The following is a 25,051-nucleotide window of genomic DNA, read 5'->3' on the forward strand; positions in this document are numbered from 1 at the left end:
AGCGGTCAACGACGCTAATCGGCCGTTACTCTGACGGCCCCTCCGCACGCGCGAGCGGCGCTCACGGCGGCACAAAGGAGCAGAGGTGGACACCAGCGAGTTGGATCCCGGCGAGCATCAGCGACGGCAGGACCGGCCCGGCGGCGGCCCACTGAGCGAGGACACAAGACCGGGCGAGGACATCCCGCACCGCCCGCGTGACGCCCGGGGAACCCGCGCGCGCATCCTCCACGCGGCCGGTGCGGTCTTCGCCGAGCGCGGATACGAGGCGGCCACCGTCCGGGACATCGCCGGCCGCGCCGGAGTGAACCAGGCGCTCATATTCCGCTACTTCGGCTCCAAGAAGGCCCTGCTCACCGAGGTCATGGCGCAGGGAGGCAAGCAGCAGCTGGGCAGCACGCCGCCGGACCGGCTGTTCGAGACCGCGCTGCGCGGTGTCCTCGCGGACGGCGGCAAACCCGGCTGGGACCGGATGCTGGCGGTCTACCTGCGCTCCATCGGCAGCGCCGACGCCGCCCCGGACACCGTCCGCGCACTGGGGGAGGAGTACGCCGCCGCGCTCGCCGCCCTCTCCTCTGCCGACGACAGCAAACTGCGCGCCCAGCTCGCCATGGCCTGGTTGCTCGGCATCGGCCTGATGCGGGTCGTGGTCGGCCAGGAGCCGCTGGCGAGCGCGGAACCGGACGAGATCTGCGGCCACGTACTCACAGCCCTCGACAGTCTCCTGCGCGACGGGGAGGTTCCCGGGGACCGAGCAGGGGAGCAACGCCCCGACGAGCGGCCGTAGGTCGGCGCCTGGGCGAGCAGATCGTAGAACCCGGGCGTAGGGTGAGCTTCCTGCCCTGGCCCAAAGGCTTCCCTGTGGCGCCAGATGTTGTCATGATCCAGCCATGGCTGAAAGAGGCTCACTCGCGTACGAGGCGCGGTACGGCTGGAACGGGAAGACCATCAGGGGTGTGGTGATCAGTGCCGTCTTCACCGGACTGCTGCTGCTCCCCGGCATGCCGCTGTACGCACGCATCCTGGGTCTGCCGCTGTTCGGCGGGGGAGCGCTGTTCATGACGTATGTGGCCAGGAGCCACAAGGTCGCGTTCCGGGTGGACGACACGGGCGTACTCCTGGGTGGGAGCCCGGCGAGGTACGGGGCCACCACCGTCCATGTGCCCTGGGACGACATCACAGGCTTTGTGCTCTGGCGCCAGGTCACGGGCAAGGCCTCCGTCCCCTACGTCGGGGTCAGCCGGCGAGAGGGCGCCCCGGCGCTGCCCGGAGACGGTCCGAGGTCGCGTGCCGTCCTGAGTGCCCTCACCCCTGTGCCCGCCGACATCGCGATCGCCTCCCGCGCGGTGACGGGGTGGCGCCTGGACCAGGAGCGGTTGGTCAGCGCCGTCGCCCACTTCGCGCCAGGCGTCCCCGTAACCGAGTATCCGCGCGCATAGAGCGTGCGTCACGCAGCGGTCGCCCCCGGCTCAGAACGCCCAGCGCGTATGGGTGTACACCCCGTCGCGCCGGCCGAATCCGTACGCCGTGTCCGGCTCCACCGCGAACAGCACGGCGTCCCCCTTGCGCAGCGCGTCCCCGATCCCGTGGAAGGTGCCCTCGGGTGAGGTGATGTGCGCCCCGTACTTCGTCTCGTAGGCCGTGATGACCTCCTCCAGCACGGCCGGATCGGCAACCGGCCCGGCCTCGCCCGTGACCACGAGGTCGAGGCCTTCGCCGAGCGAGTTTCCGCCGGTGGTCAGCGCACAGTGCCGGTGCTGAGCGAGGTTGCGCGCCTTCTGCTCCCCCGGACCGGTGGAGAAGTACAGCACCCCGTCGTGCCAGGCGGCGATCACGGGGGTGACGTGCAGTCGGCCGTCGGGCCGCACCGTGGACACCCAGAAGATCTCGGCGGACGCAAGCTGCCGCTGGGCCTCGTCCCACTCGGTGGCGGTGACGTCCGCGGCACCCGGGCGGGGATTGAGCGCGGAGCTGTAGCGGGAGTCCAGCTCGGACGTGGGCCGCTTGGCGGGTCCTTGTTCAGGCATGACGGTTCTCCTTCCTTCCTCTCCTGTAGACCGGCGCGGCGGACAGACATCATCGCCGCGCCGACGGGCCGTTCCAGAGTGATCGTTCAGAGCAGGCAGGGCGCGCTGCCACGCCCGTCCGAGGACGTGGTGGTAGGTACGGCGCTCGGCTCCGGTCGCCGCGGGGTGCGGTTCACCGGGACCGAGAGTGGTGCCCCAGGCACGGGTCGGGCTCGCCTCGAACAGGACGGCGTTGACCATGGCCCGCTTGCGCTCGCGGAGAAGCCCGGCGTGCGTATCGACATCATGGGGCCGGGCAGCAGCGCGGCGGTGCAGGCGACACTGGTCGGCGCTCTCCCGGCCGGAGAGGAACAGCAGCGTGCTGTCGGCCGCGAGTGCGGGCTCGAACTCATCTCCGACGGACCCGGGGATTGTCAGTGGCCGCACCTATGGTGGAGGCGTCACTCGACCACTGCAACACACGGGGGAGCCATGTCCGTCACGAGCGTCGCCATTCCGGACCGAGCGCCGCATCCCTCGATCGTCCACGAGCCGACCCGCCGTGTCCTGGCCCCGGGCGAGCGGCTGGACGGTCATGGCCTGGTGAACTTCCGCCCGCTCACCGGGCCGGCGCTGCTGACGGTTCGTGAACATCTGACCGTGCTGGGCGGTGATCCGGCGGAACTCGACCCGGAGCTCGCCGAGTTGCTGCTGATAGGCCGCCTGATCGTGGAGGGGGACGAGGAGGGCGAGGAGGTCGTCCTGGACGGTGCAACGGGCCGAGTGTTCACCATGTGGCTCTACGAGAAGGCACCGGGTCACGCGGAGCTGTTTCCGCTGGCCCCTTCGGTCGGGGCGCTGACCCGTTTCCTCGCGGCGGTCGACGATTCTCGGGCCCTGCGGGGCAGCTTCGCCGCGCTGGCGGGGCGGACGGGAGCGGAGGCGGTGCGGAAGGCGGAGCGACTGCTCAGCGCGGTGTTCGCGGAGGAAGCATGGGGTGAGGACGGCTGGGGCCCGGTCGGCCCGCGGTCCGGCTGGGAGAATCCGATACCGGTGTTCTGGCGGATCGCGGCGGTGATCCGACCGCTCGGCCTGATCGCCGGCCCGGGGGAGGGACTGGCTCTGGACCTGCCGCGAGGCCTGCTGGAGGAGGTGTTCGGGGCCGAGGACCTGGTGCGGTTCACGGACGCCCAGCTGCCGGCCGCCCTCGCCCATCCACCGACCCGTCGTTTCCTCACCGAAGTGGGCCTGCCGGGCAACGGGCTCATGTTCGACCCCGAGCGGGAAGCGCCGGTCACGCTCCCTCAGGACTGGGCCGAGTCGCAACGCGATCCACAGCACGCCCATCTGTGGGACGGCAGCGAGCAGTTGCCGCCGGACGCGGAGCACCTGGTGGTGCTCGGCGGACTGGTCCACGACCTCGAGGTCCTGGTCGACGGCCGCACCGGAGCGCTGTCCTACACGGAGCTCGCAGCCGACCACGTCGTCCCGGTCAACGCCGACGTCTCCACGCTCGCCTTCACCCTCTGGCTCCACCGGCGGGAACAGGAGCTCAACGAAGAGCACGACTTCACCCAGGACTTCTACCACCACGTCGCCGACACCATGATCGAGGTGCTGGCCTCGGTCGACCCGGTGGCCTGCCGGCCCAGCGAGGGCCCGGACGACTACCGGTACTGGCCGGAGGTCTTCCACGACGAGGCGGGAGGCGTGCTGTGAGGAGGCACGCCCCACACGGTCTTTGAAGACGCTGGGCCAACTTCATCAATGCTGTGGCGGGCGAAGATCCGTGGTGCGAGCCGATGTACTGCCGTGCGACCAGAAGCCCGTCCAGCCCGCCCGCAGGTCGGCCAGAACATCACCGGTGCTGCCGAGCGGGGCGTCCAGGCGTAGGCCGAGCAGATCGTTGCTGTCGACGCGTTCCCGGTGTCCTCGGCCGATTCGGCAATTCCGCGACGTCACCCTCGCCTCCCAGGGGTGATGTCGCCGAACGGCCAGCTTCCGGTGTGCGGGGTCTGTTGGGCTGATCGTGCGACGACTGGCTCTTCAGAGGGTGGAACGCATGATCTCGACACACACCGCCGACACGCACCACACCGGTGGAGCGGTTCTGCCGCCCCGCTCGCCACTCATGGGATGGCTGGCCGTGGTCTCGGTGATGCTGGGGATCTTCTCGATCGTCACGACCGAGATCCTGCCGATCGGCCTGCTCACGAGGATCGGCTCCGGCTTCGCCATCTCCGACGGCATGGGGGGCCTCATGATGACCATGCCCGGATTCCTGGCGGCCGTATCCGCACCGCTGCTCACCGCCGCGACGGCACGCGTCGACCGTCGGCTGATGCTGTGCCTGTTCATGCTGCTGCTGGCCGTCGCGAACTTCCTTGCCGCGGCGGCACCCGGCTACTGGCTCGTGTTGGTCTCCCGCGTCATCGTCGGCGTCGTCATCGGAGGCTTCTGGTCGATCGGCGCCGGACTGGCCGAGCGCCTCGTGCCCTCGGTGTCGGTCGGCCGGGCCACATCAGTGATCTTCTCCGCGGTACCGCTCGGATCCGTGCTCGGCGTACCGGCGGGCACGTTCATCGGAGACCACGCCGGCTGGCGCACCGCCTTCGTCGTGATGGGTGTCCTCAGCGTCGGCGTACTGGCCATGCTGGTGCTTGTCGTCCCGTCGTTGCCCCCTCGCCGCGCGACCCGACCGGGCGTGCTGCGCGGCATGCTGAAGGGCGTCAACACACGCTTCGCACTGCTGCTGACCTTCCTGGTCGTACTGGCACACTTCGGCACCTACACCTATGTGACTCCGTTCCTGGAGCAGGTCACCGGCGCCGGTTCGCAGCTGATCACGTGCTCGCTGCTGGTCTACGGCGCCGCAGGGATCGTGGGGAACTTCCTGGGCGGGGCGACGGTCGTACGCCACCCCCGCCTCGTCTTCGGTCTCGCAGCCGCGATGATCGCTGCCGTCACCCTGCTGCTGCCGGTCCTGGGGCACCGGCCCGTCGGGGCTGTCGCTCTGCTCATCGTCTGGGGGATCGCCTACGGTGCCGTCCCCGTCTCGTCCCAGACGTGGTTCACCAAGGCGACTCCCCGCGCACCCGAGGCGGCATCGGTACTCTTCACCGCCTCCTTCCAGGCAACCATCTCGCTGGGCGCGCTGACCGGAGGCGCCATCGTCGACCGGACCTCCCCGGCCACGGTCATGACTCTCGGAGGCCTCGCCGCCGCGCTCACGGTCCTGGCCGCGTGGACCCACCGCGCCCGCGGACTCACCTGGCCGGACCACACCGATACGGGCCCTGTGCCTCAGTAGGTTTGCGCATGGAGCCACAGGAGCGCTGCGCATGAGCCATCGCTTGGAGGCGATCACGGGAGGCGGCCACCGCGAACCAGTACGGGAGTGTCCTCAGGCCGGTAGGTTCAGTTGCCAGGACACGCCGAAGCGGTCGTTGACCCAGCCGAACTTGGCGCTGAAGCCGTAGTCCCCCAGAGGCATCAGCTCGGTGCCTCGCTCGGCGAGGGCCGTGTAGAGGCGGTCGAGCTCGGCCTCGCTCTGACATTGCACGAAGAGCGAGATCGAGGGTGTGAAGGTGAACTCGTGCTTCGCGGGGCTGTCGATGCACATGTAATGTTCGCCGGCGAGTGAGAACGTGGCGTGCTGGATGCTTCCCTCCTTGCCGGGACCGTCGGCGCCGTATCGGGTGATGCTGACGACCTCGGCGTCGTCGAAGAGCGAGATGTAGAAGGTCATCGCCTCCTCGGCGTTGCCCTCGAACATCAAGAACGTGGTGATCTTCTGTGGCGTCGTGATGTCCATGCCACTTGCTCCTTCGGCGCCGGCAGGCGGTCGATGCGTGGCGCCATGGTAATGGGTGCCGTGCGTGATCTGACGGTACGTCAAGCATGTGGAGCGGGAGCATGAGTGGAGCGAGGGTGCCGGGATACTGACATGGGTGCGATATGCGCCTGCCTGCCTCGTGTGAGCCCTGTATGCGCCCCCGTCCTGGCGAGAAAACTGCCCTGGCGGTGGGAAGTGGCCAGGACATGACCCACCGCATTCGCCCAAGGTTGTGGAAGGCAGGTCGGTCGCTGTGTTGTTGCGTCTGCCCACGTCGGTGTCCGAAACGCAGGAGTGCCTGGCCGAGGGGGCCGTGCCGATCGGCGGGGCCACCCTGGTGTGGGCCACGTGGCAGCGGGACGGGTTTCCCGAGCTGTCGGTGTCCCTGCGTGAGCTGCCGGAGGCCAACATCCTCGGCCGGGAGTCCGTGGGTGCCGCCGTGGCCCTGCACCGCATCGACGACCGGGTGCCGGACGTGCTGCGCCTCGCGGCCGGCTCGGTCGGCACCGGGGCCGTACGGAGGACGGCGACGGTCGGCGGCAACATCGTCGGCAGCACGCTGCGCTGCCTGCTCCCCGCCGCACTCGTCCTCGACGCCCGGGCGACGGTCCTGGAAACCGACGGCGTCCGCGAGACGGACCTGGCCGAACTGGTGGCCAAGCGCCCCCTCCTGCTCAGCCTGCGCTGGCGCGTGCCGATCGCCAGCGCGTACCGCAAGCTGGCCGGCGAGGCAGGTGGCTCGCCGCCCCTCGTCGTCGCCTCGGCGGTGCACGCGGAGGACGACGGCGAGCGCCTGCGGGTGGCCGTACGCGACGGCTATGACGTGCTCAGCGGCAGCACCACGTGTGACACCGACGCCGGGGAGATCCTGCGCGTGCTGCGTACGACGGCCCTCGGCGACCTGCCGGCCGCCGCGTGGGACGTCGTAAGGGCACAGGTCACCGGCCTCCTGGACGGTCCCGGTACGAACTGAGGGGATGACCGGCTGAAGAAGAAGCCCGCCGCCATGCCGCGGCGGGCTTCTGCGTGCGGTGTGCAGTGCCGAGATGTCATCTGTGTCACTTCCTCGGGCCTGGCAGCAACGCGCGGTGCTCGCGATACGTCCTCGGAGGTGCTCCACGTCCTTGGAGGTGTCCGTTGGTGCATCTGTCCCGCTGTGGGTTCCTCCGTCGAGCACACGTCAACGCGGTTTTCCATCGACCTACCGGGGGACATGCTCATGAGCCTGACCGGGACACCGTTCTTCGTCCTGCTGATCGTGGCCACCGCGGTGTGCGTGGCCGGCACCCTGGTGCTCTGGTCACGGCTCAGAGGTCCTCATACGCTGCGCTGGCTGCTACGGCTCGTCATGATCGGCTTGTGCCAGCTCACCGCGATCTCGGTGGTCGCGACGTGGATCAACAACGACTACGGCCTGTACGCCTCCTGGGACGACCTGCTGGGCAAGGACAACGGGGCCGCCGTCGCCATGCCCGGCCCCCCGGCCGACCGTGCGAAGTTCACCCACGGTGACGCAGGGCTGCTGGACACCTACTTCCGCGGCAAGCACTCACAGCTGTCCGGACAGGTCATCGTGTGGACGCCGCCGCAGTACAACCAGCCCCGGTACCGCCACACGCGCTTCCCGGTCGTGCTGCTGCTGCACGGAGTACCGGGCAGCCCCTCGTCCTGGCTGGAACACGGCGGCATGCCCGACGACTTCCAGAAGCTGATGAACGCGGGCACCTCGCACCCCTTCATCCTGGCCATGCCGGTGGTCGACCCGGGCGGCGTCGACACCGACTGCACCGATCAGCCCAACCGGAAGGTCGCCACCTGGATGGCACATGACGTGCCGGAACTGATCAGCCACACGTTCCGCACGCTGCCCGGCCCCAAGGGCTGGGGCGTCATGGGCTTCTCCACCGGAGGCTTCTGCGCCGCGCGGCTCCCGCTGGCCTATCCGAAGGTCTTCGGCGTCGGCGCCGCACTGGATCCCGACCCGCTGACCGGCGACACGGGCGTGATCGACAACCCGGTGTCACGCGAGCGCACCAGCCCCACGTACATGGTGAAGCACACCACCGCGTCGGTGAGCCTGTTCCTGGCCACATCGGCCGAGGACCGGCTCAGCCCGCCGCACTACATCGACCAGTTCGCGAAGGCCGCAGCCGCCACCCGGGTCCAGACCCAGACCATGGTGCTGCCCGACGGCGGCCACAACTACAACACCTGGACGCGGCTGTACCCGGCCGCCTTCAGCTTCCTCAGCCGCCACACCACCGCGCCGAAGGGATGACCGAGCAGGGATGGCCGTACAGCCCGGCGCCGCGGACGGCGTTCAGGCCAGGGTGACCCGCATGCCGCCCTCGGCCAGGACCTTCAGGACCCCGGCGAACTCGTCGTAGGGCTCGCCGTCCGCCGTCAGCGTCCGGGACAGGTGCTCGCGCGCGGTCGCGGCGTCCCGCCAGAGCAGGGTGGCCGGGGCGGTGTAGCCGAAGGCGCCGCCCAGGCAGTCGTCGAGGGCGGCCGGACAGCCGCCGAAGTAGCCACCGGGGCCGTTCACCGCCTCACCGAGCGCCAGGTACAGGCCCGGTTCATCGGTGATGTGCCTTCCGTCGAGGACGTAGGCGTGACCAGCCGGCCGGTCACGGCGGACACGCTGGCCCGGCCGCCCACGGACGAGATCGAGCCAGACGTCGCGGTCCCGGGTGCCGAGGCCGGCCCACTCGCCCGGGGTGTCCGGCGGTCCGGCGAGCCACCGTTCCCAGACGGCCCGCGCGTGTTCGGGAACGGGCGTGACGAGCTCCCCGTCGAGTTCGAGGTCGATCAGATCCGTTCCGGGAGCGGACGGGCGCCACGCGCTGACTCTGGCCCACAGCAGCCGTTCGACGAGCGGCTCCCCCTGGTCGTCGTAGATCTCGAGGGCGGCTTGCTCGAGGTCCAGCGCCCGTCGGGTGCCCTTCGCCAGTGCCGCGAGCAGCTCTGCTCCCGGGGCGAGCCCGCGCAGGACGAGTGGCCGCGGCGCCCGGCCGGACGGCACGATGCGGACGAACTCTCGGCAGGAGCCCAGCCGGCCCCGCCCGTCATGCACACGCACGGGACCCCGGTACGCCTCGGGTGGGCCTTCGTAGTCGTCCAGGCCGGTGAGTACGAGGCTGTCCGTGCCGGAGAGCCGCCCATGGCTCTCGCCGTCTTGCAGGAGCCACGGCCCGAGCGCCTCGTCGTCCGGCACGAGCCACACCCGGCTGCCGATCCAGCCGAGCGCCTCGGCGCCGTCCGGTACCCAGCCGAACAGTTCGTAGATCCCGCGCCGGGGCTCCCCGAAGAGCCCGTCCACCGCGTCGCACACGCCCCAGACGTGACCGCTCTCCGGCTCCCTCAGCGTGTACCGCCCGCGCCGCCTCCCGACCTCCCGCACGACGGGAATCATGCCCGGACCGGGCCTCCACGGCGAACCGATTTCCGGCGTCGGAGCCCCCGGCCGGACCCCCGCGGCGAATGACCGTTCCCGGTGCACGGTGTGGGCAACACACGTGCACGGTCACGCGCCGTGGCTGTGTCAGTGGTGCCTGCGAAGCTGATCCGTATGGACAGCGACGACGAGCAGCTGCTGCGCGGCCGGGTCTACGGCCAGGACTACGACCAGCCGGGCCCGCGGACGGGACAGCGTTACGTGGAACTGGTCGGTGGCCCCCTGGACGGGCTGCTGTTGGACGTCACCGGCCGGACGCGGGACGAGATCGGCAACGGTGTCTCCCTCGCCACCGAGCTGGGGCAGTTCGGTGCCGGCGGCCGGGCGATATACACCCCGCGCCCCGACGACCCGGGCCGCTTCGACTGGGTCGGCGACGCGCCATGAAGGGCATCGACACCGGGGGCCTCTCCTGCGTCCCTGTACGACAGTTACCCGGCGCGCGCCGGGTCACCGTATGGGCGACACCGCCCGGTGCACGAAGGCCGGCGGCAGATTGGGCCACACCACGGGGCCGCGGTCCACCGCGTGGAAACGGTCCCGCAGGTCCGCGGCGAGCCGACGGCCGGGCGGGGTCCACGCGGCGTGCAGATAGGCGAAGGTGGTGAACCGGCCGCCCGGCGCCAGTGCGCGCACGACCGCGTCCAGCGTCCGCCGCCGTTCGGCCGACGGCATCACGGTCCACGGAAGCCCGGACACCACCGCGTCCACCGGCCCGCCGGCAGCCTCGGCCAGTTCGGCCGCGGCACCGTGCACCACGGTGAGCCGGCCGTCCCGGCGGGTCGCCGCGAGCTGCTCGGCCAGGCGCGGGTTGAGTTCGATGGCGACGAGCCGGGCGTCCGGCGCCAACAGGCCGAGCACGGCGTCGGTGAACACGCCGGTGCCCGGGCCGAGTTCGACGACGAGCTTCGCCTCCTCGAGCCCGATGTGCTGGGTCATGGCCCGGGCCAGCCGGCGCGAGCTGGCGGCGACCGCGCCCGTCATGAGGGGGCGCCTGAGGAACTGAGTGGTGAGTGACAGTGACACAGCCGACATGCTGGGCAGCGGCTTTGTGGCCTCGCGTCGTATCCCCGGCCTGCCCGTGTGATCCTCGGGGCCCGTCCGGGTACTGCTCCGGTCCCTCTCGGGTAGTCCTCCGGTCCCGCCCGCGTAGCCCTGTGGGAGGACCCCGGTGACGACCCCGGGACGACGACCGGCAGGTCTCCGGCGTCGTAGCGTGAACCGGTGCTTCGCCTGATCCAGACCCTGCCGCGCTGGCGGCTGCGCCACCCTTGGCTGACCGACGCCGTGCTCGTCGCCTTCGTCGCCGTGCCCCCGGTGATCGGCGAACGCCCCGGCTGGCGGCCGGTGTGGGTGCAGGTCGTGGTGTACGCCGCCTTCGTGCTGCCCCTGCTGGTGCGGCGCCGTCGGCCGGTGCTGGCCGCCGCGGTCGTCACGGCCGCTTTCTGGGCGCAGTATCTGTGGCATGTGTGGGGCCAGGAGCCGGGACGCGGGGTCATCGCGCTGGCCGCGGTCTTCTACACCCTGGTGGTGCGGGGGCTGCGCCGGCAGGCGGCCCTCTGCGCGGTGTGCGCCGCGTCGTGTGTCCTGCTGTGGATGCCGGACTGGCTGACGGCATCGGCCGCGCGGGGCCGCGACGTGTGGTTCATCCCGGTCTCCGTGGTGTTCTGGCTCGCCGTGTCGTGGGTGTTCGGCGCGTACGTCCGGGCCCGCCGCGCCTACCTGGGCGAGTTCGCCCGGCGCGCCGAACTGGCCGAGTCGACACGGCTGGCGCAGGCCCGTGCCGCCGTCGCCGAGGAACGGGCCCGTATCGCCCGTGACATCCACGACGTCCTCGCGCACGGGGTGACGGTGATGGTCCTCAACGCCGAGGGCGCGCGGCTGGCCGGTGCCGGCGACCCCACCGCAGCCGACCGGGCTCTCGCCGTGATCGGCGCCGCCGGGCGGGACGCGCTCGGTGAACTCCGCCGCCTGCTGGACGTGTTGCGCGACGAGGAAGCGGCCGCGCACACCCTGGACGACCTCGCCCCGCTCGTCGCCCGCTGTCCCACCGAGGCCACCCTCGAACTGTGCGGCGGGCACGCCGAGTTGCCGGACGAGGTGGTCGAGGAGACGTACCGGATCGTGCAGGAGGCGCTGACCAACGTGGCCAAGCACGCCCCGCCGGACGCGCGGGCCCGGGTCCGCGTCGACCTCGGCGAGCCGGGACCGGACCGCCGGATCCACGTCCGCGTCGACAACACGGCCGGTAGCACCGCCGTCGCCAGCCGTCCCGCACCGCCCTCCGCCGGACGCGGCCTGACCGGCATGCGGGAGCGGGCCGCCCGGTACGGCGGCACCGTCGAGGCCGGCCCGACGCGCGGCGGCGGCTGGCGCGTGGCCGCTACCCTGCGGCCCCGGCCGGTCCCGGCGATGACAGGGTGAGCGCCCCGGCCCGGATCCTGCTCTGCGACGACCAGGAACTGATCCGGATGGGACTGCGCATGGTCATCGACAGCCAGCCCGATCTGACGGTCGTCGGCGAGGCGGAAGACGGGCGGACGGCGCTGGAGCGCAGTGCCGAACTCCGCCCCGACCTGGTCCTGATGGACGTCCGCATGCCCGGCGTGGACGGCCTCGCCGCCACCCGCCGGCTGTGCGCCGACCCGGCCGCGCCCAAGGTGCTGGTGGTGACGACGTTCGATCTCGACGAGTACGCGTACGGTGCCCTGCGCGCCGGGGCCAGCGGCTTCCTGGTGAAGGACGCGCTCGGCGAGGAGATCCTGGTGACCGTCCGTGCGGTCCTGCGCGGCGACGTGATGATGGCGCCCTCGGTGATCCGCCGCATGGTGGAGCGCTTCGTGCTGCCGGAGAGCTCCGCCGCCGACACCGATCGCCTCGGCCTGCTGACGGACCGGGAACGGGAGGTGCTCACGCTGGTGGCGTGCGGCCTGAGCAATCGGGAGATCGCCGGTCGGCTGTATCTCGGCGAGACGACGGTCAAGACCCATCTCGGCCGGATCCTGGGCAAGTTGGACCTCCGGGACCGCGTGCATGCCGTGATCTTCGCCTACGAGAGCGGGCTGGTCCGCGTCGGTGCCTGACGGGTCACGAGGGACTCCAGCGCACGGGCGGCGGGCGAGCCGGGGTCGGCCGTGATCAGGACCACCTCCTGGTCGTCCTCCGGCACCAGCAGCACATCGCAGTTCAGCCGCAGCCTGCCGAGGTCCGGATGGTTCAGGGTCTTGGTGCGGTGGCCCGGCGCGTGCACCGGATGGGCCTGCCAGATCTCCCGGAACTCCTCGCTCCCGGCGCGCAACTCATCCAGCAGAAGGGTGAGTTGGGGATCCTGCGGGTAGCGGTCGGCGGCCCGGCGCAGCCGCGCCACCGCGATGTGTCCGAACTCCGGTGTGCCGGACGTCTCGTACGTCCGCCCCTCACCGAGGAAGCGCCGCCGCGCCAGGTTGGTCGTGTGCCGCGTCAGGTCGTCGCCGAGCAGGGCCCGGGCCGCCGGGTTCCAGGCGACCAGACCGTAGGTGGCGTCGGTCACGATCGCCGCGGTTCCGGGCAGCCGCTCAAGCATCCGCGCCACCTGCGGGCGCACGCGTCGTACGGGCCGAGCGGCGGGCGGGGCGGCCGAGCCGGCGAGCCGGAAGAGGTGACTGCGTTCGGCCGGGGCGAGGCGCAGTGCGGCGGCGAGCGCGTCCAGGACGCGGGGTGAGGGGCGGGGGCCGCGGGCCTGTTCGAGCCGGACGTAGTAGTCGACCGACACATGGGCCAGCTCCGCGACCTCCTCCCGGCGCAGACCGGGCGTTCGGCGCGGGGCGTCCTCCGGCAGGCCGACCTCCCGCGCGCTGAGCCCCGCCCGGCGTTCCCGCAGGAAGCGGGCCAGTTCCTGCCTCGCCATGCCGCTGCCTCCTCGTCCTGCCTGGTACAGGTGATCCCTGGCAGGACGGCGCCGGCCGGGGAACCGTGGCTGGCATGAACGATCGCACAGCACTCGTCACCGGTGCCAACAAGGGCATCGGCCACCACATCGCCCGTCTGCTCACCGCGGAGGGCTTCACCGTGTACGTCGGTTCCCGTGACGCCGGACGCGGGGAGGCCGCGGCGGCGGAGATCGGCGCCGGCGCCCGCCCGCTGCTCCTCGACGTCACCGACGCGGACGGCATCGCGCGCGCCGCGGCCCGCGTCGGCCGCCTGGACGTGCTGGTCAACAACGCCGGCATCGCCGTCACGCTCGACCCGCCCGCCGAGGCCACCCTGGCGGACTTCCGCCAGACCTACGAGACGAATGTCTTCGGTGTCGTCGCCGTCACCAACGCCTTCCTGCCCGCCCTGCGCCGCTCGGCCCGCCCCCGCATCGTGAACGTCTCCAGCGGCACCGCTTCCCTCACCTGGAGCACCGGCCCCAACCCGCAGTTCACCCCGGGCAACGGTTACGGCGCCGCCTACCGCTCCGCCAAGTCCGCCCTCAACGCGCTCACCGTCTTCTACGCCCAGACGCTCGGCGAGCCCTTCAAGGTGAACGCGCTCGCCCCCGGCGCGCGGGCCACCGATCTCAACCCCCGGGCCAGGGCCCGGGGCGGCGACCCGGAAGAGGGTGCGCGCGGGGCCGTACGACTGGCACTGCTACCGGATGACGGCCCGTCAGGCGGCTTCTTCTCCTGGGACGGGACGCCGGTGCCCTGGTGAACCCGTGCGGTCCGGTGCGCGAGGGGAGGGTCCGTTGACACCACTCCGGGTGTAGTACTACAGTCAAACCACTTCCTCAAAAGTACTACGCTTGGAGTTATCGAGTTGCGAAAGCTCGTGTACTACGTCGCCGTCTCGCTCGATGGCCGCATCGCCGGTCCCGGTGGCGAGTTCGACTTCTTCCCCGGTGGCGACGAACAGCAGTCCGCCGCCTACTCGACCTGGACCAACACGCTGTTCCCCGAGACGGTCCCGACGGCCTACCGCGCCGCGGTCGGCCTGACGGACGCGCCCAACCGGCACTTCGACACCGTCGTCATGGGCCTCGGCACCTACCGTCCCGCCCTCGACGCGGGGATCACCAGTCCGTACGCGCACCTGCGTCAGTACGTGGTGTCCAGCACCCTCAAGCCCGACACGGACCCGGCCGTGACCGTCGTCCCGGGCGACCCGCTCACCCTCGTCCGCGAGCTGAAGCGGGAGGACGCGGGACTGAACGTCTGGCTGTGCGGCGGCGGCAAGCTCGCCGGTGCCCTGCTGCCCGAGATCGACGAACTGGTCGTCAAGAACTACCCCGTCGTCGCCGGCGCCGGGATCCCGGCCTTCGACGGCGCCTTCGACCCCACCGTCTTCGACGTCGCCGAGCGCACCGCCTTCCCCAACGGTGTCACCCTCACCCGCCTCACCCGTCGCTAGCCCCTGGATGTCGGCGCCGCTGCCGGCTGCCGGCCTCGCCGAAATGAGGATGATCAGAGTCCGCTCCGACACCTAGTCTGCCCTGCGTGAACGCACCTGTGTATCCCCCCAAGCCCGTGCCCGGCGACCGTATGGCGATCCTCTCGCCCTCGTCCGGACTGCCGGAAGTCCTCCCCCTGCCCTACGAGTTGGGGCTCAAGCGACTACGTGAGGATTTCGGCCTCGAACCGGTGGAATACCCCACGACCCGCAAAATGAGCTCCACACCCGAGGAGCGTGCCGCCGACATCCACGCGGCCTTCTCCGATCCGACCATCAAGGCAGTGATGGCCACGATCGGCGGCGACGACCAGATCACCGTGCTTCCGTATCTGGACCGTGAGTTGATCCGCGCCAACCCCAAGCCCTTCTTCGGCTACAGCGACAACACCAATCTGCTGCTCTTCCTGCGCAATCTGGGCATGGTCGCCTACCACGGCGGCTGCCTGATGACCGAGATCGGGCGCCCGTACGCACTGCACCCCGCGACCGCGGACTCGGTGCGCGCGGCCCTGTTCACCTCGGGCCCGTACGAACTCCGCCCTGCCGAGCGCTACCGCGACACGGACCGCGACTGGGCCGATCCGGCCACGTTCGACAGGGAACCGGACACCCAGCCCGCCGACGGCTGGATCTGGCACCAGCCCGACCGGCTTGTCGAGGGCCGTGCCTGGGGCGGCAATCTGGAGATTCTCTCGTGGCTGCTGATGGCCGACCGTGAGATCGCACGCGACCCCGCGGCGTACGAGGGCGGCGTGCTGTTCCTGGAGACGTCGGAGGAGCTGCCGAGCGCGGACGAGGTCTTCCGTATCCTGCGCAACATGGGGGAGCGGGGCCTGCTGGCACGCTTCCCGGCCCTGTTGATGGGGCGCGCCAAAGCGTGGTCCTTCCAGCGGCCGAACGCCACGGACGACAAGCGGCGCTACGCCACTGAGCAGCGTGAAGCGGTGCTCCGCGCGCTGGCGGCGTACGCCCCGCACACCATGGCGGTCTTCGACGTCGACCTCGGGCACACCGATCCCCAGCTGGTGATCCCCTATGGTGGCTGGATCAGCGTGGACGGCCCGGCGCGACGGATCACGGTGACGTACTGAGGGAGGCGCCGATGAGTTTCCGCGGCCCGGAGAGTCTCACCCGCGTCACCGACAACACAGGGAGGAACACGTGACTCAGCTGCTGAGGGTCCAGAACTTCAACGTCTCCAGTGACGGCATCGGCGCCGGCGAGGACCAGACCTTCGAAAGACCGTTCGGCCACGTCGAGCCCGAGAAGCTGTTCGCCTGGGCCGGTGCCACGGCGAGCTGGCCGATGCGTACCGACCCCGGGGGGAGTCGTGGGCTCGACGACTACCTCACGCGGGACTACGCCCGCAACATCGGTGCCGAGATCATGGGCCGCAACAAGTTCGGGCCCCAGCGCGGACCCTGGCAGGACCATGAGTGGCGCGGGTGGTGGGGTGACGAACCCCCGTTCCGCACCCCGGTGTTCGTCATGACCCACCACACGCGTCCGTCGTTCACTCTCTCCGACACCACCTTCCACTTCGTCGACGGCGACCCGGCCTCGGTGCTCGAGCAGGCACGGGAGGCGGCGCAGGGCAAGGACGTCCGACTCGGCGGCGGAGCCACCACGATCCGGGAGTTCCTCGACGCCGACCTGGTCGACACCCTGCACGTGGCGGTCTCGCCGGTGAAGCTCGGGTCCGGAGTACGGCTCTGGGAGTCGCCCGACGAACTGCTCGACCGGTTCCACCTGGAGGTCGTGCCGAGCCCGAGCGGAGTGACGCACCACCTGTTCTGGCGAAAGTGATCCAGGGAGATCCCCCAAGAGATCGGAAACAGTGACAGTTGATGGACGGCAACTGTCACGTTGCTGCACGATGACGCAGAGACAGCTCACCGGCAGGAAGGGAGTTGCCTGTTTGTCCTCCTCCGCGTTCCGTGCCGTTCCGGCCTCCGCCGATGTCGTGATCATCGGTGGCGGGGTGATGGGTGCGAGCACCGCGTTCCACCTCGCCGAGGCCGGGGTGAAGGACATCGTCGTCGTCGAACGCGGCGACCTCGGCTGCGGCAGCTCGGGCAAGCCGATCGGCGGGGTACGCGCCCAGTTCTCCGACCCGCTCAACATCGAGCTGGGCCGGCGCAGCCTGCGTGCCTTCCGGGACTTCCGCCACCGGCCCGGCGCCGACATCGGGCTCGACACCGTCGGCTACCTCTTCCTGCTCGACAGCGACGAGCAGGCGAGGGACTTCGAGACCGGCGTCGGCCTCCAGAACAGCCTCGACGTGCCGAGCCGCATGATCAGCCCCGAGGAGGCCCGGCACCTGTGCCCGTACGTCAGCACCGAGGGCCTCGTGGCCGCCGCGTACTCCCCGGCCGACGGCCACGCCCGCCCCGCACTGGTCGTCCAGGGCTATGCGCGGGCGGCGGCCCGGGCCGGCGTCACCCTCGCCACCCACACCGCCGTCCGCGGCATCGACACCGCCGGAGACCGCATCGTCGGCGTGCACACCAGCCAGGGCCGCATCGCGTGCTCCACCGTCATCTGCACGGCAGGAGCCTGGTCGGCGCGGATCGGCGACATGGCGGGCGTCGATCTCCCGGTGCGGCCGGTGAAGCGACAGCTGGCGTTCACCGCGCCGCTCACCCCGCCCGCCCCACGCATCCCGTTCACCATCGACTTCTCCTCGACGGCCTACTTCCACAACAGCGACGACGGCCTGCTGCTCGGGCTCGCGGACCCCGACCAGGAGGACGGCTTCGACACCACCTGGACCCCGCACTGGCTGGAACTGTTCCGTACCGTCGCCCGCCGCCGCGCCCCGGCCCTGGCCGAGCTGAGGACCGCCGGCGGCTGGGCGGGCCTGTACGAGGTCACGCCGGACCACAACGCGCTGATCGGCCGCTCCCGAGAACTGCCCGGCTTCCTCTACGCCACCGGCTTCTCCGGTCACGGCTTCCTGCAGGCGCCCGCGGTCGGCGAAGTCATGCGCGACCTGTACCTGGACCGCGAACCGTCCACCGACGTCTCCCCGCTCAGCGCCGACCGGTTCCGCCACGGAGCCGACACCCGCCCCGAAGCCCACGTGGTGTGAGGACCGACGGCTCACGCGGTGTGAACCCCGACCGAAAGGCCGAACCATGTCGACGATCAGCCAGTGGCGGCTGCGGGCCGCGTTCGCGGCGCGGCTGTCGCAGATGTACGGGCAGGAGGTTCCCGCCTACACCACGCTCGTGGACGTCGCGCGGGAGGTCAACGAGGACGTCCTGCGCACGCGGGGAGCCGACGCCGAACGCCTCGGATCCATCAGCCGGGTGACCGCCGAACGGCACGGCGCCATCCGCGTCGGCACACCAGGCGAACTGCGGCAGGTCGCCCGCGTCTTCGCCGCTCTCGGCATGCACCCCGTCGGCTTCTACGACCTGAGGGAGGCCGCCGCCAGCGCCGTACCCGTCATCTCCACCGCCTTCCGGCCCGTCGACGGCGGCGAACTGGCACGCAACCCCTTCCGGGTGTTCACCTCCATGCTCACCCCCGCCGACCCCCGTTTCTTCGACGCCGACCTGCGCTCGCGCCTGGAGGCCTTCCTCGCGGGCCGTGAACTCTTTCCCCCCGAACTGCTCGCGCTGGCCGACCGCGCCGCCGCCGAGAGCGGACTGCCCGAGGACGAGGCGGAGCGGTTCCTTCAACTGGCGGTCGAGGTCTTCGAGTTGTCGGCCGAACCGGTGGACAGGGCGTGGTACGAAACCCTGGAGAAGGTCTCCGCCGTCGCCGCGGACATCGGTGGTGTCCGCAGCACACACATCAACCATCTCACCCCGCGCGTCCTCGACATCGACGAGCTGTACCGCCGCATGACGGACCGCGGCATCGAGATGATCGACACCATCCAGGGCCCGCCGGCCTGGAAGGGGCCCGACGTCCTGCTGCGGCAGACCTCCTTCCGCGCCCTGGCCGAACCCCGCGCCATGCGCACCCCCGACGGCAGCGTCGTCAGCGGCACCCTGCGGGTCCGTTTCGGCGAGGTCGAAGCCCGCGGCATCGCCCTCACCCGCCAGGGCCGTGCCCTGTACGACGAACTGCTGGGTCGCGTCGACGAGTTGGCCACCCTGAATCCCACGGAATCGCGCGGCGACCTCGCACGCGAGGTGTGGGAGCGGCACATGCCCGGCAGCGAGGAGGAACTCGCCGCCGGGGGACTGGCCTTCTTCACCTACCGGGTCACCGACGACCGCCCGCGCGACGGCAGCAGGCCGCCCACCACCATCGGTGACCTGGTGCGGCAGGGCTGGGTACGCGCCGAGCCCGTCGTCTACGAGGACTTCCTGCCCCGTTCCGCCGCGGGCATCTTCCAGTCCAACCTCAGCGGGGAGGGCATCCGCGACAACGACCAGCAGGGAGCCGCGTACGACGCCGCCTGGCTCTCCGGCGCCATCGGCCGCGACGTCCTCGACCCCTTCGCCCGCTACGAGGAGCAGCGGAACCGCTCCCTCGCACACGTCGCCCGCGAGCTGGACCTCCCCGACATCCTCGGCTGACCCCTCACCCCCCTCAAGGACCCCCATGACCAGCACCGCACTGCCCACCACGGACGAACTGCGCACCCGCGCCCGTGCCGCCCTCGGGCACATCGGCGTCGGCGTGCCCGCAGGGGACGACCTCCACGCCCGCTCGCCCCTGACCGGCGAGCGGCTCTTCGGACTGACGGCCGCGACCGACGCCGACACGGAGGAGGCCGTCGCCGCCGCCCGTACGGCCTTCCTCACCTGGCGCGTCACACCCGCGCCCCGCCGTGGCGAACTCGTCCGCCGTCTCGGCGAGTTGCTGCGCGAGCACAAGAGCGACCTGGCCGACCTCGTCACCATCGAGGCGGGCAAGATCCGCTCCGAGGCGCTCGGCGAGATCCAGGAGATGATCGACATCTGCGACTTCGCCGTAGGCCTGTCCCGCCAGCTCTACGGCCGCACGATCGCCTCCGAACGCCCCGGCCACCGCCTCGCCGAGACCTGGCACCCCCTGGGCGTGGTCGGCGTCATCTCCGCCTTCAACTTCCCCGCCGCGGTGTGGTCATGGAACACCGCCATCGCTCTCGTCTGCGGCGACACCGTGGTCTGGAAGCCCTCGGAACTCACCCCGCTGACCTCCCTGGCCTGCGACCACCTGCTCGCCCGCGCGGCCGCCGAGGCCGGCGCCCCGCGTGATGTCCACCGCCTGCTCCTCGGCGACCGCGCGGTCGGCGAGAAGCTCGTGGACGACCCCCGCGTCGCCCTCGTCAGCGCCACCGGCTCCACCCGCATGGGTCGCGAGGTCGGCCCCCGCGTCGCCGCCCGCTTCGGCCGCAGCCTGCTGGAACTCGGCGGCAACAACGCCGCGATCGTCGCCCCGTCCGCCGACCTCGACCTCGCCGTCCCGGCCATCGTCTTCGCCGCGGCCGGCACCGCGGGCCAGCGCTGTACGACACTGCGCCGCCTCATCGTCCACCGCGACATCGCCGACACCCTCACCGAGCGGCTGACCTCCGCCTACACCAGACTTCCGATCGGCAACCCGCTCGACGACACCACGCTCGTCGGCCCGCTCATCTCCACCACGGCCCTCGACGCCATGCACCACGCCCTCACCCGGGTGCAGGCCCAGGGCGGCAAGATCTTGGCGGGCGGAAACCGGCGCCTGGCCGAGGCGGCACCCGCGGCGGCCTACACCGAACCGGTCCTCGTCCGCGTCGACGAACAGACCGACGTCGTACGGGAGGAGACCTTCGCACCGATCCTGTACGTCCTCACCTACGACACCCTCGACGAGGCGATCGCGCTCCACAACGACGTCCCGCAGGGACTGTCGTCCAGCATCTTCACCCGCGACCAGCGGGAAGCCGAGATCTTCCTGTCGGTCGCCGGCTCGGACTGCGGCATCGCCAACGTCAACATCGGCACCTCCGGAGCCGAGATCGGCGGCGCCTTCGGGGGAGAGAAGGACACCGGTGGCGGCCGCGAGTCCGGCTCCGACGCCTGGAAGTCCTACATGCGCTCGGCCACCAACACCGTCAACTACTCCAGCGAACTGCCTCTCGCCCAGGGGGTCAGCTTCCTCTGACCGGGCGCCGGGCGAGGCGGATAGCCTGCGGCCATGACCGATCCTGCCCGGCTCCCGCTGCTCTTCCTGGACGTCGACGGAACGCTCCTGCCCTACGGCGGGGCGCGGCTCCCCTCGACCCGTGAAGGATGGGACGCTTGGCAGGACGTGTCGAATCCTCAGCTGGCGACGATCGACCTCGGCCACGGCCCCGGGCAGCTCACTCGCCTACGGATGCGCCGATTTCCTCGGCGGCCCGGGCGCCCGTAAGGCCCATGTGCTGCGCACCGTGATGGTCGCCGCTCCGGCCGGCCTCGCCGTCGAACTGCTTCTCTGGCCCGTGCTCGGCGCCTCGTTCAGTGGCGCGCCCCTCGGCTGGGGTGCCGCGTCCGGGGCCGCCTCGGCCGCCGCGTTCGCCCTGCTCCACCGCACCCTGGCGATCGGCCCGATGAACGTGCTCTCGCCCGTCACCGCGCTGGTCTCCGCCGCCCTGCCCGTCGGCGTCGCCCTGCTCCACGGCGAGCACCTGGGCGCCGCCGGGCTGGTGGGGCTGCCGCTCGCGCTGGTGGCGGTCGTGCAGGTCGGCGCCGGACATGGTGCGGGAGTCGCACGTCCCTCGCGTACGGCACTGCTGCTGGCCTTCGGCGCGGGTACCGCGATCGCCCTTCAGCTGATCTTCCTGCACCAGGCGCCCTCCGACAGCGGGGTGGCTCCGCTGATCACGGGCCGGGCGGTCTCCTCGGCCGTCACCCTGGCCGCAGCGGGGCAGATGCACCGCAGGCTGGGTGCCGAGCGGCCCGCGTACGCCATGTCGGCCGCCGCGAGTGTGCTGGACTCCCTGGCGAACCTGCTGTTCCTGCTCGCCGCCCGCAACGGGGACCTCACCGTCGTCGCCGTGATCACCGCCCTCTACCCGGCCGGCGCGGTCCTGCTCGCCCGCGGTGTCCTCGCCGAACGCGTCCACCGCGGCCGGCTGATCGGCCTGGGCACAGCCGCGGTCGCCGTCAGCCTGCTCGCCCTGACCTGAGGCCGGTCAGCGGGAGATCTTCCTGTGGAAGCACACCCGGTCCTGGCCGGGACCGTCATAGTCCGTGTGAACGGGCAGACCGTCGACCTCGCGGTCCCCGGTCTCCGGGGTGAATCCCATGGCGCGGTGAAAGGCGATGGAGCCTGTGTTCGCCGGCGAGGTGATCGCGCGCACGTCTGTGCGCCCCGCTTCGGCGGCACGCTGGAAGAACGCCGTGTAGAGATCGCGGGCTATGCCGTGTCCGCGCAGTTCGGGGTCCACTCCCACGAAGTGGATGTACGCCTCGGTGTCGTTGTCGGCGGAGTGGAAACCGACAAGAAACGCCCTGATGTCTGTTCCGTCTTCCAGGACCAGGCTGGTGGCCGAGAAGAACTGCAGGAACAGTCTGGGCAGCAGCAAGGACAGCTCGCGGGCCTGCTGGGGGGTGCGTGAGTCCGCCCACCACCGTTGCACGCATCCGACGATCGTCGCGTGATCGGAGACGCGGGCCTGACGCAGGGTGCGCATGTCGTTCCTCTCGGTCGGTCCATGACATCCCAAGCATGATGCCGCTGCTGAACGATCTGGTTCGTTTGACCGGTGCGATGGGTCGTGTCAGGCTGGAGCGAACCATCTAGTTCGTTCGATTGGAAGGGTGCCGTGTCCCGCACCGTTGTGTCAGCACCACCCGCCCAGGCGGAGCTGAGCGGCAGACTGCCCCTGGTGATGGCGCTGGCCTGCGGTGTCGCCGTGGCCAACGTCTACTTCCCGCAGGCGATCACGCCGTTGGTCGCCCACGACTTCGGTATCGGGCAGAACGCGGCCGCCGTGCTGGCCACCGTCACCCAGCTCGGCTACGCCGCCGGGATCTTTCTGCTGGTGCCCCTCGGCGACCGGCTGCCGCGCCGTCCGCTCGTCACGCTGCTGCTGTCCGTGACCGCCCTGGCCCTGCTCAGCGCCGGCCTCGCCCCGGCCATCGGTCCGCTGCTCGCCGCGGTCGCGGCGGTCGGTGTGGCCACCGTGGTGCCGCAGATCCTGCTGCCCATGGCCGCGGGCATGGCCGGGCCCGAGCGCCGGGGCGCTGTCACCGGCACCCTTCAGGCCGGACTGATCGGTGGGATTCTGCTGGCCCGCACCTTTGGCGGCGTACTGGGCGAGCACCTCGGCTGGCGTGCCCCGTACCTGGTGGCGGCCGTGCTCACCGGCATCCTGGGCCTCGCTCTCGGCTTCGCCCTGCCGCGCGGTGCCCCAGCCGTGCGCGACCGCTATCCCACCCTGCTCGCCGACACGCTTCGGTTGCTTCTCCATGAGCCTCGGCTGCGGCGGTCGGTCTCCTTCCAGGTCACCGTCTTCGGCGCCTTCAGCGCGGCCTGGACCGCGGTCGCCCTGCTGATCACGGGGCCCCGATACGGCATGGGAACCCAGGCCGTAGGACTGCTCGCGTTGATCGGCGCGGCCAGCATGTTCCTGGCCCCCGCGGCCGGACGCTGGGTCGACCGATACGGCGCCGACCGGGTCAACCTGTGGTGCATTCTGCTCGCCCTCGTCTCCGGCGCTCTCCTCCTCACCGGCCTCACGGGCGGCCCGGCCGGCATCGTCGGCCTCGCCGCGGGACTGCTCCTGATCGACGTGGCGGTGCAGTGCGGCCAGGTGGCCAACCAGGCCCGCATCTTCGCCTTGCGCCCCGAGGCCCGCAGTCGGCTCAACACCGGCTACATGACCTGTGGCTTCGTCGGTGCCGGCGCCGGCTCCTGGCTGGGGACGCGCGCCTACACCCAACTGGGCTGGGGCGCCGTCTGCGCCTTGGTCGCCCTGGCCGCGCTCCTCGCCCTCGGCGCGTACCTGTCCGGCCCGGCGCACGGAAAGGAATGAGCCACGCCCGGGTGCCGCGGAGCGCAAGCGTCCGATGATGGCGCAGTGAGGACACAGAACGGCGAGTCGGTTCTGGCCCGGATCGTGCGGATCTTCGAGGCGTTCACGCCGGAGGAGCCGGCCCTGACCGAATCGGAGATCTCCCGGCGGACCGGGCTGCATGCGGCGACCACCTCACGGCTGGTCGCGGAGCTGGTGTCGTACGGCTTCCTGGCGCGGAACACCGACCGACGGGTGCGGATCGGCATGTGTCTGTGGGAGCTGGCGACGCACGCCTCACCGTCCCTGTCGCTGCGCAACGCGGCCATGCCGTTCATGGAGGGAGTCCACGACGTCGTCGGACACCACCAAGATCCGCGTCCCGCGTCTTGGCCCGGGAAGGCCGCGCAGCCGACAATCGCGTGCGGGCCGACAAGGCATACGCCTCCCGGAAGAACCGCGCCTACCTGCGGCGGCGAGGGATCCGCTGCACCATCCCGGACAAAGCCGACCAGGCCCGCAACCGCAAGAAACGTGGTTCGCACGGCGGCCGGCCGCCGAAGTTCGACCCGCAGGACTACACAGCTCGGCACGCAGTCGAATGCGGCATCAACCGCCTGAAAAGGCACCGGGCCGTGGCCACACGGTATGACAAGCTCGCGGTCCGCTACGAGGCGACCGTCCTCGTCGCGGCCATCAACGAGTGGCTATGACCGGCCACGTCATGATGGCGCCGTGTAACAGTGGACGGCCACCGTCTGGTGCGGACTCCACTGCTGCTCGACTGTGGCCATCAGCTCCCAGCCCAGCCGCTCATACAGGGCTGCCGCCGCGGTATCGGATGCGACGACGTCGAGCACCGGATGCAGGCCACGACGCCGCGCTTCCTCCACTGCTCGACCGATCAGCAGTGCACCGATCCGATGTCCCCTTGCCTGCGGTGCAACGAACAGCCTGCTGACCACGGCGGTCATACCCCGCGTCGACCCGTTCCGCTCGCTCCACAACATCGGGGCCAGATCACCTTCGCCGCCTTGCGACAAACTGACGTGCCCAACCAGGCCGCCTTCGAGTTCGGCAACCCAGGAGCCCAGCAGGGGACCGCGTGACAGCCACTCGCCCGGCTGATCAGGCCAGTTCACCGGATAGCCGTCGCGCGCATGGACCTCCGCGAGGACCCGCACGCACTCCTCAACGTCACCATCAGCCCTCTGCCGGATCCAGCGGCTCGGCTTCTCATCAGGCACTCCGGAGCTTTCGATGTTCACTCCCGCATAGAAACACAAGCCACAGAGTCACAACCAGCCACTTTCGACACGCGCCCTAGATGATCGATTCCAAGGGATCGGCTGCGCGCGCAAGGAGAGGGAGTCCAACGTCAGTGTGTGAAGACAGAGTTGGACTCCCTCGCCACCGCA

At 70.9% G+C, this 25,051-nt stretch carries 27 protein-coding genes and 1 pseudogene; 21 read left to right on the forward strand and 7 right to left on the reverse strand.

What is annotated here, in order from left to right; genetic code table 11:
- Positions 1-85: 85 nt before the first annotated feature.
- A complete protein-coding gene (locus ACH47Z_RS32950; RefSeq protein ID WP_399080281.1) occupies positions 86-787 on the forward strand; it encodes a TetR/AcrR family transcriptional regulator in 702 nt (233 codons plus the stop codon).
- Between the two features lie 103 nt (positions 788-890).
- Positions 891-1,439, forward strand: a complete 549-nt coding sequence (locus ACH47Z_RS32955) for a hypothetical protein (protein WP_399080283.1) — start codon at positions 891-893, stop codon at positions 1,437-1,439.
- Positions 1,440-1,469: 30 nt separating this feature from the next.
- Here the strand turns inward: ACH47Z_RS32955 and ACH47Z_RS32960 are convergent, their stop codons facing one another.
- Complete coding sequence (locus tag ACH47Z_RS32960) at positions 1,470-2,027, reverse strand: pyridoxamine 5'-phosphate oxidase family protein (RefSeq protein WP_399080285.1); 558 nt, start codon at positions 2,025-2,027, stop codon at positions 1,470-1,472.
- A 471-nt stretch (positions 2,028-2,498) separates the two neighbouring features.
- Between ACH47Z_RS32960 and ACH47Z_RS32965 the strand changes: the two genes are divergently transcribed.
- Together ACH47Z_RS32965 and ACH47Z_RS32970 are read left to right on the forward strand one after the other, a co-directional pair.
- Positions 2,499-3,725, forward strand: coding sequence for an SUKH-4 family immunity protein (locus ACH47Z_RS32965; protein WP_399080288.1), 1,227 nt, complete (start codon positions 2,499-2,501; stop codon positions 3,723-3,725).
- Positions 3,726-4,068: 343 nt separating this feature from the next.
- Entirely contained in the window at positions 4,069-5,316 is a 1,248-nt protein-coding gene (locus tag ACH47Z_RS32970; RefSeq protein WP_399080291.1) for an MFS transporter, read from the forward strand.
- A gap of 93 nt (positions 5,317-5,409) precedes the next feature.
- Here ACH47Z_RS32970 and ACH47Z_RS32975 read toward each other — a convergent pair whose 3' ends face one another.
- On the reverse strand, positions 5,410-5,820 hold the full coding sequence (locus tag ACH47Z_RS32975) for a VOC family protein (RefSeq protein ID WP_399080293.1): 411 nt from the start codon (positions 5,818-5,820) through the stop codon (positions 5,410-5,412).
- A 274-nt stretch (positions 5,821-6,094) separates the two neighbouring features.
- Here ACH47Z_RS32975 and ACH47Z_RS32980 point away from each other — a divergent pair, with 274 nt between their 5' ends.
- Entirely contained in the window at positions 6,095-6,814 is a 720-nt protein-coding gene (locus tag ACH47Z_RS32980; protein WP_399080295.1) for an FAD binding domain-containing protein, read from the forward strand.
- Positions 6,815-7,060: 246 nt separating this feature from the next.
- A complete protein-coding gene (locus ACH47Z_RS32985; protein ID WP_399080297.1) occupies positions 7,061-8,119 on the forward strand; it encodes an alpha/beta hydrolase in 1,059 nt (352 codons plus the stop codon).
- A 42-nt stretch (positions 8,120-8,161) separates the two neighbouring features.
- Here ACH47Z_RS32985 and ACH47Z_RS32990 read toward each other — a convergent pair whose 3' ends face one another.
- Entirely contained in the window at positions 8,162-9,253 is a 1,092-nt protein-coding gene (locus ACH47Z_RS32990; RefSeq protein WP_399080299.1) for a hypothetical protein, read from the reverse strand.
- Between the two features lie 156 nt (positions 9,254-9,409).
- Here ACH47Z_RS32990 and ACH47Z_RS32995 point away from each other — a divergent pair, with 156 nt between their 5' ends.
- Positions 9,410-9,682 (forward strand): hypothetical protein, encoded by a 273-nt coding sequence (locus tag ACH47Z_RS32995; protein ID WP_399080301.1) that lies wholly within the window; start codon positions 9,410-9,412, stop codon positions 9,680-9,682.
- A gap of 63 nt (positions 9,683-9,745) precedes the next feature.
- Here ACH47Z_RS32995 and ACH47Z_RS33000 read toward each other — a convergent pair whose 3' ends face one another.
- Positions 9,746-10,279, reverse strand: a complete 534-nt coding sequence (locus ACH47Z_RS33000) for a class I SAM-dependent methyltransferase (RefSeq protein ID WP_399080304.1) — start codon at positions 10,277-10,279, stop codon at positions 9,746-9,748.
- A gap of 240 nt (positions 10,280-10,519) precedes the next feature.
- Between ACH47Z_RS33000 and ACH47Z_RS33005 the strand changes: the two genes are divergently transcribed.
- Together ACH47Z_RS33005 and ACH47Z_RS33010 are read left to right on the forward strand one after the other, a co-directional pair.
- Positions 10,520-11,719, forward strand: a complete 1,200-nt coding sequence (locus tag ACH47Z_RS33005) for a sensor histidine kinase (protein WP_399080306.1) — start codon at positions 10,520-10,522, stop codon at positions 11,717-11,719.
- On the forward strand, positions 11,716-12,378 hold the full coding sequence (locus ACH47Z_RS33010) for a response regulator (protein ID WP_399080308.1): 663 nt from the start codon (positions 11,716-11,718) through the stop codon (positions 12,376-12,378). Before ACH47Z_RS33005 ends, ACH47Z_RS33010 begins: the two co-directional genes overlap by 4 nt.
- On the opposite strand, the gene ACH47Z_RS33015 is transcribed toward ACH47Z_RS33010, so the two are convergent.
- Complete coding sequence (locus tag ACH47Z_RS33015) at positions 12,345-13,181, reverse strand: helix-turn-helix transcriptional regulator (RefSeq protein WP_399080310.1); 837 nt, start codon at positions 13,179-13,181, stop codon at positions 12,345-12,347. The genes ACH47Z_RS33010 and ACH47Z_RS33015 overlap by 34 nt on opposite strands.
- Positions 13,182-13,255: 74 nt before the next feature.
- Here ACH47Z_RS33015 and ACH47Z_RS33020 point away from each other — a divergent pair, with 74 nt between their 5' ends.
- From ACH47Z_RS33020 to ACH47Z_RS33060, 9 genes are all read left to right on the forward strand, one after another.
- Positions 13,256-13,969 carry an SDR family NAD(P)-dependent oxidoreductase gene (locus ACH47Z_RS33020; RefSeq protein ID WP_399080311.1) on the forward strand — a complete coding sequence of 238 codons (714 nt, stop codon included), beginning with the start codon at positions 13,256-13,258 and terminating at the stop codon, positions 13,967-13,969.
- Positions 13,970-14,074: 105 nt separating this feature from the next.
- Positions 14,075-14,665, forward strand: a complete 591-nt coding sequence (locus ACH47Z_RS33025) for a dihydrofolate reductase family protein (protein WP_399080314.1) — start codon at positions 14,075-14,077, stop codon at positions 14,663-14,665.
- 131 nt (positions 14,666-14,796) lie between these two features.
- On the forward strand, positions 14,797-15,798 hold the full coding sequence (locus ACH47Z_RS33030) for a S66 peptidase family protein (RefSeq protein ID WP_399080340.1): 1,002 nt from the start codon (positions 14,797-14,799) through the stop codon (positions 15,796-15,798).
- Between the two features lie 70 nt (positions 15,799-15,868).
- Entirely contained in the window at positions 15,869-16,513 is a 645-nt protein-coding gene (locus ACH47Z_RS33035; RefSeq protein ID WP_399080316.1) for a dihydrofolate reductase family protein, read from the forward strand.
- Positions 16,514-16,583: 70 nt separating this feature from the next.
- Entirely contained in the window at positions 16,584-17,798 is a 1,215-nt protein-coding gene (locus ACH47Z_RS33040; RefSeq protein WP_399080318.1) for an NAD(P)/FAD-dependent oxidoreductase, read from the forward strand.
- 46 nt (positions 17,799-17,844) lie between these two features.
- The gene (locus ACH47Z_RS33045) at positions 17,845-19,242 is read left to right on the forward strand and encodes a 2-oxoadipate dioxygenase/decarboxylase family protein (RefSeq protein WP_399080320.1); all 1,398 of its coding nucleotides are present in this window, start codon (positions 17,845-17,847) and stop codon (positions 19,240-19,242) included.
- A gap of 25 nt (positions 19,243-19,267) precedes the next feature.
- Positions 19,268-20,797 carry an aldehyde dehydrogenase family protein gene (locus ACH47Z_RS33050; protein WP_399080322.1) on the forward strand — a complete coding sequence of 510 codons (1,530 nt, stop codon included), beginning with the start codon at positions 19,268-19,270 and terminating at the stop codon, positions 20,795-20,797.
- Positions 20,798-20,830: 33 nt separating this feature from the next.
- The gene (locus ACH47Z_RS33055; RefSeq protein ID WP_399080348.1) at positions 20,831-21,046 is read left to right on the forward strand and encodes a hypothetical protein; all 216 of its coding nucleotides are present in this window, start codon (positions 20,831-20,833) and stop codon (positions 21,044-21,046) included.
- Positions 20,952-21,803: an EamA family transporter gene (locus tag ACH47Z_RS33060; RefSeq protein WP_399080342.1), complete on the forward strand. Its 852-nt coding sequence runs from the start codon at positions 20,952-20,954 to the stop codon at positions 21,801-21,803. Before ACH47Z_RS33055 ends, ACH47Z_RS33060 begins: the two co-directional genes overlap by 95 nt.
- Positions 21,804-21,809: 6 nt before the next feature.
- Here the strand turns inward: ACH47Z_RS33060 and ACH47Z_RS33065 are convergent, their stop codons facing one another.
- Positions 21,810-22,310, reverse strand: a complete 501-nt coding sequence (locus ACH47Z_RS33065; RefSeq protein WP_399080324.1) for a GNAT family N-acetyltransferase — start codon at positions 22,308-22,310, stop codon at positions 21,810-21,812.
- Positions 22,311-22,442: 132 nt separating this feature from the next.
- Here ACH47Z_RS33065 and ACH47Z_RS33070 point away from each other — a divergent pair, with 132 nt between their 5' ends.
- The 3 genes and pseudogenes from ACH47Z_RS33070 to ACH47Z_RS33080 all read left to right on the forward strand — a co-directional run bounded on the left by ACH47Z_RS33070 (position 22,443) and on the right by ACH47Z_RS33080 (position 24,346).
- A complete protein-coding gene (locus ACH47Z_RS33070) occupies positions 22,443-23,654 on the forward strand; it encodes an MFS transporter (protein WP_399080326.1) in 1,212 nt (403 codons plus the stop codon).
- Positions 23,655-23,738: 84 nt separating this feature from the next.
- Positions 23,739-23,813, forward strand: a pseudogene (locus ACH47Z_RS33075) (hypothetical protein); the annotation flags it as partial.
- Positions 23,814-24,055: 242 nt separating this feature from the next.
- The gene (locus tag ACH47Z_RS33080; RefSeq protein ID WP_399080327.1) at positions 24,056-24,346 is read left to right on the forward strand and encodes a transposase; all 291 of its coding nucleotides are present in this window, start codon (positions 24,056-24,058) and stop codon (positions 24,344-24,346) included.
- Positions 24,347-24,355: 9 nt separating this feature from the next.
- Here ACH47Z_RS33080 and ACH47Z_RS33085 read toward each other — a convergent pair whose 3' ends face one another.
- Complete coding sequence (locus tag ACH47Z_RS33085; RefSeq protein ID WP_399080344.1) at positions 24,356-24,817, reverse strand: GNAT family N-acetyltransferase; 462 nt, start codon at positions 24,815-24,817, stop codon at positions 24,356-24,358.
- Positions 24,818-25,051: the final 234 nt, after the last annotated feature.

The sequence above is a fragment of the Streptomyces sp. NPDC020192 genome, from assembly GCF_044388685.1.
Lineage (GTDB): Bacteria > Actinomycetota > Actinomycetes > Streptomycetales > Streptomycetaceae > Streptomyces.

Excerpts from the sequence above, each read along its gene's own strand:
- ACH47Z_RS33015 (WP_399080310.1), bottom strand. The coding sequence starts at position 13,181 with ATGGCGAGGCAGGAACTGGCCCGCTTCCTGCGGGAACGCCGGGCGGGG.
- ACH47Z_RS32990 (WP_399080299.1), bottom strand. The coding sequence starts at position 9,253 with ATGATTCCCGTCGTGCGGGAGGTCGGGAGGCGGCGCGGGCGGTACACG.
- ACH47Z_RS32995 (WP_399080301.1), top strand. The coding sequence starts at position 9,410 with ATGGACAGCGACGACGAGCAGCTGCTGCGCGGCCGGGTCTACGGCCAG.
- ACH47Z_RS32965 (WP_399080288.1), top strand. The coding sequence starts at position 2,499 with ATGTCCGTCACGAGCGTCGCCATTCCGGACCGAGCGCCGCATCCCTCG.
- ACH47Z_RS33050 (WP_399080322.1), top strand. The coding sequence starts at position 19,268 with ATGACCAGCACCGCACTGCCCACCACGGACGAACTGCGCACCCGCGCC.
- ACH47Z_RS33055 (WP_399080348.1), top strand. The coding sequence starts at position 20,831 with ATGACCGATCCTGCCCGGCTCCCGCTGCTCTTCCTGGACGTCGACGGA.
- ACH47Z_RS33020 (WP_399080311.1), top strand. The coding sequence starts at position 13,256 with ATGAACGATCGCACAGCACTCGTCACCGGTGCCAACAAGGGCATCGGC.
- ACH47Z_RS32970 (WP_399080291.1), top strand. The coding sequence starts at position 4,069 with ATGATCTCGACACACACCGCCGACACGCACCACACCGGTGGAGCGGTT.
- ACH47Z_RS33030 (WP_399080340.1), top strand. The coding sequence starts at position 14,797 with ATGGCGATCCTCTCGCCCTCGTCCGGACTGCCGGAAGTCCTCCCCCTG.
- ACH47Z_RS32985 (WP_399080297.1), top strand. The coding sequence starts at position 7,061 with ATGAGCCTGACCGGGACACCGTTCTTCGTCCTGCTGATCGTGGCCACC.
- ACH47Z_RS33045 (WP_399080320.1), top strand. The coding sequence starts at position 17,845 with ATGTCGACGATCAGCCAGTGGCGGCTGCGGGCCGCGTTCGCGGCGCGG.
- ACH47Z_RS33065 (WP_399080324.1), bottom strand. The coding sequence starts at position 22,310 with ATGCGCACCCTGCGTCAGGCCCGCGTCTCCGATCACGCGACGATCGTC.
- ACH47Z_RS33040 (WP_399080318.1), top strand. The coding sequence starts at position 16,584 with ATGACGCAGAGACAGCTCACCGGCAGGAAGGGAGTTGCCTGTTTGTCC.
- ACH47Z_RS32975 (WP_399080293.1), bottom strand. The coding sequence starts at position 5,820 with ATGGACATCACGACGCCACAGAAGATCACCACGTTCTTGATGTTCGAG.
- ACH47Z_RS33000 (WP_399080304.1), bottom strand. The coding sequence starts at position 10,279 with ATGACGGGCGCGGTCGCCGCCAGCTCGCGCCGGCTGGCCCGGGCCATG.
- ACH47Z_RS32960 (WP_399080285.1), bottom strand. The coding sequence starts at position 2,027 with ATGCCTGAACAAGGACCCGCCAAGCGGCCCACGTCCGAGCTGGACTCC.
- ACH47Z_RS32955 (WP_399080283.1), top strand. The coding sequence starts at position 891 with ATGGCTGAAAGAGGCTCACTCGCGTACGAGGCGCGGTACGGCTGGAAC.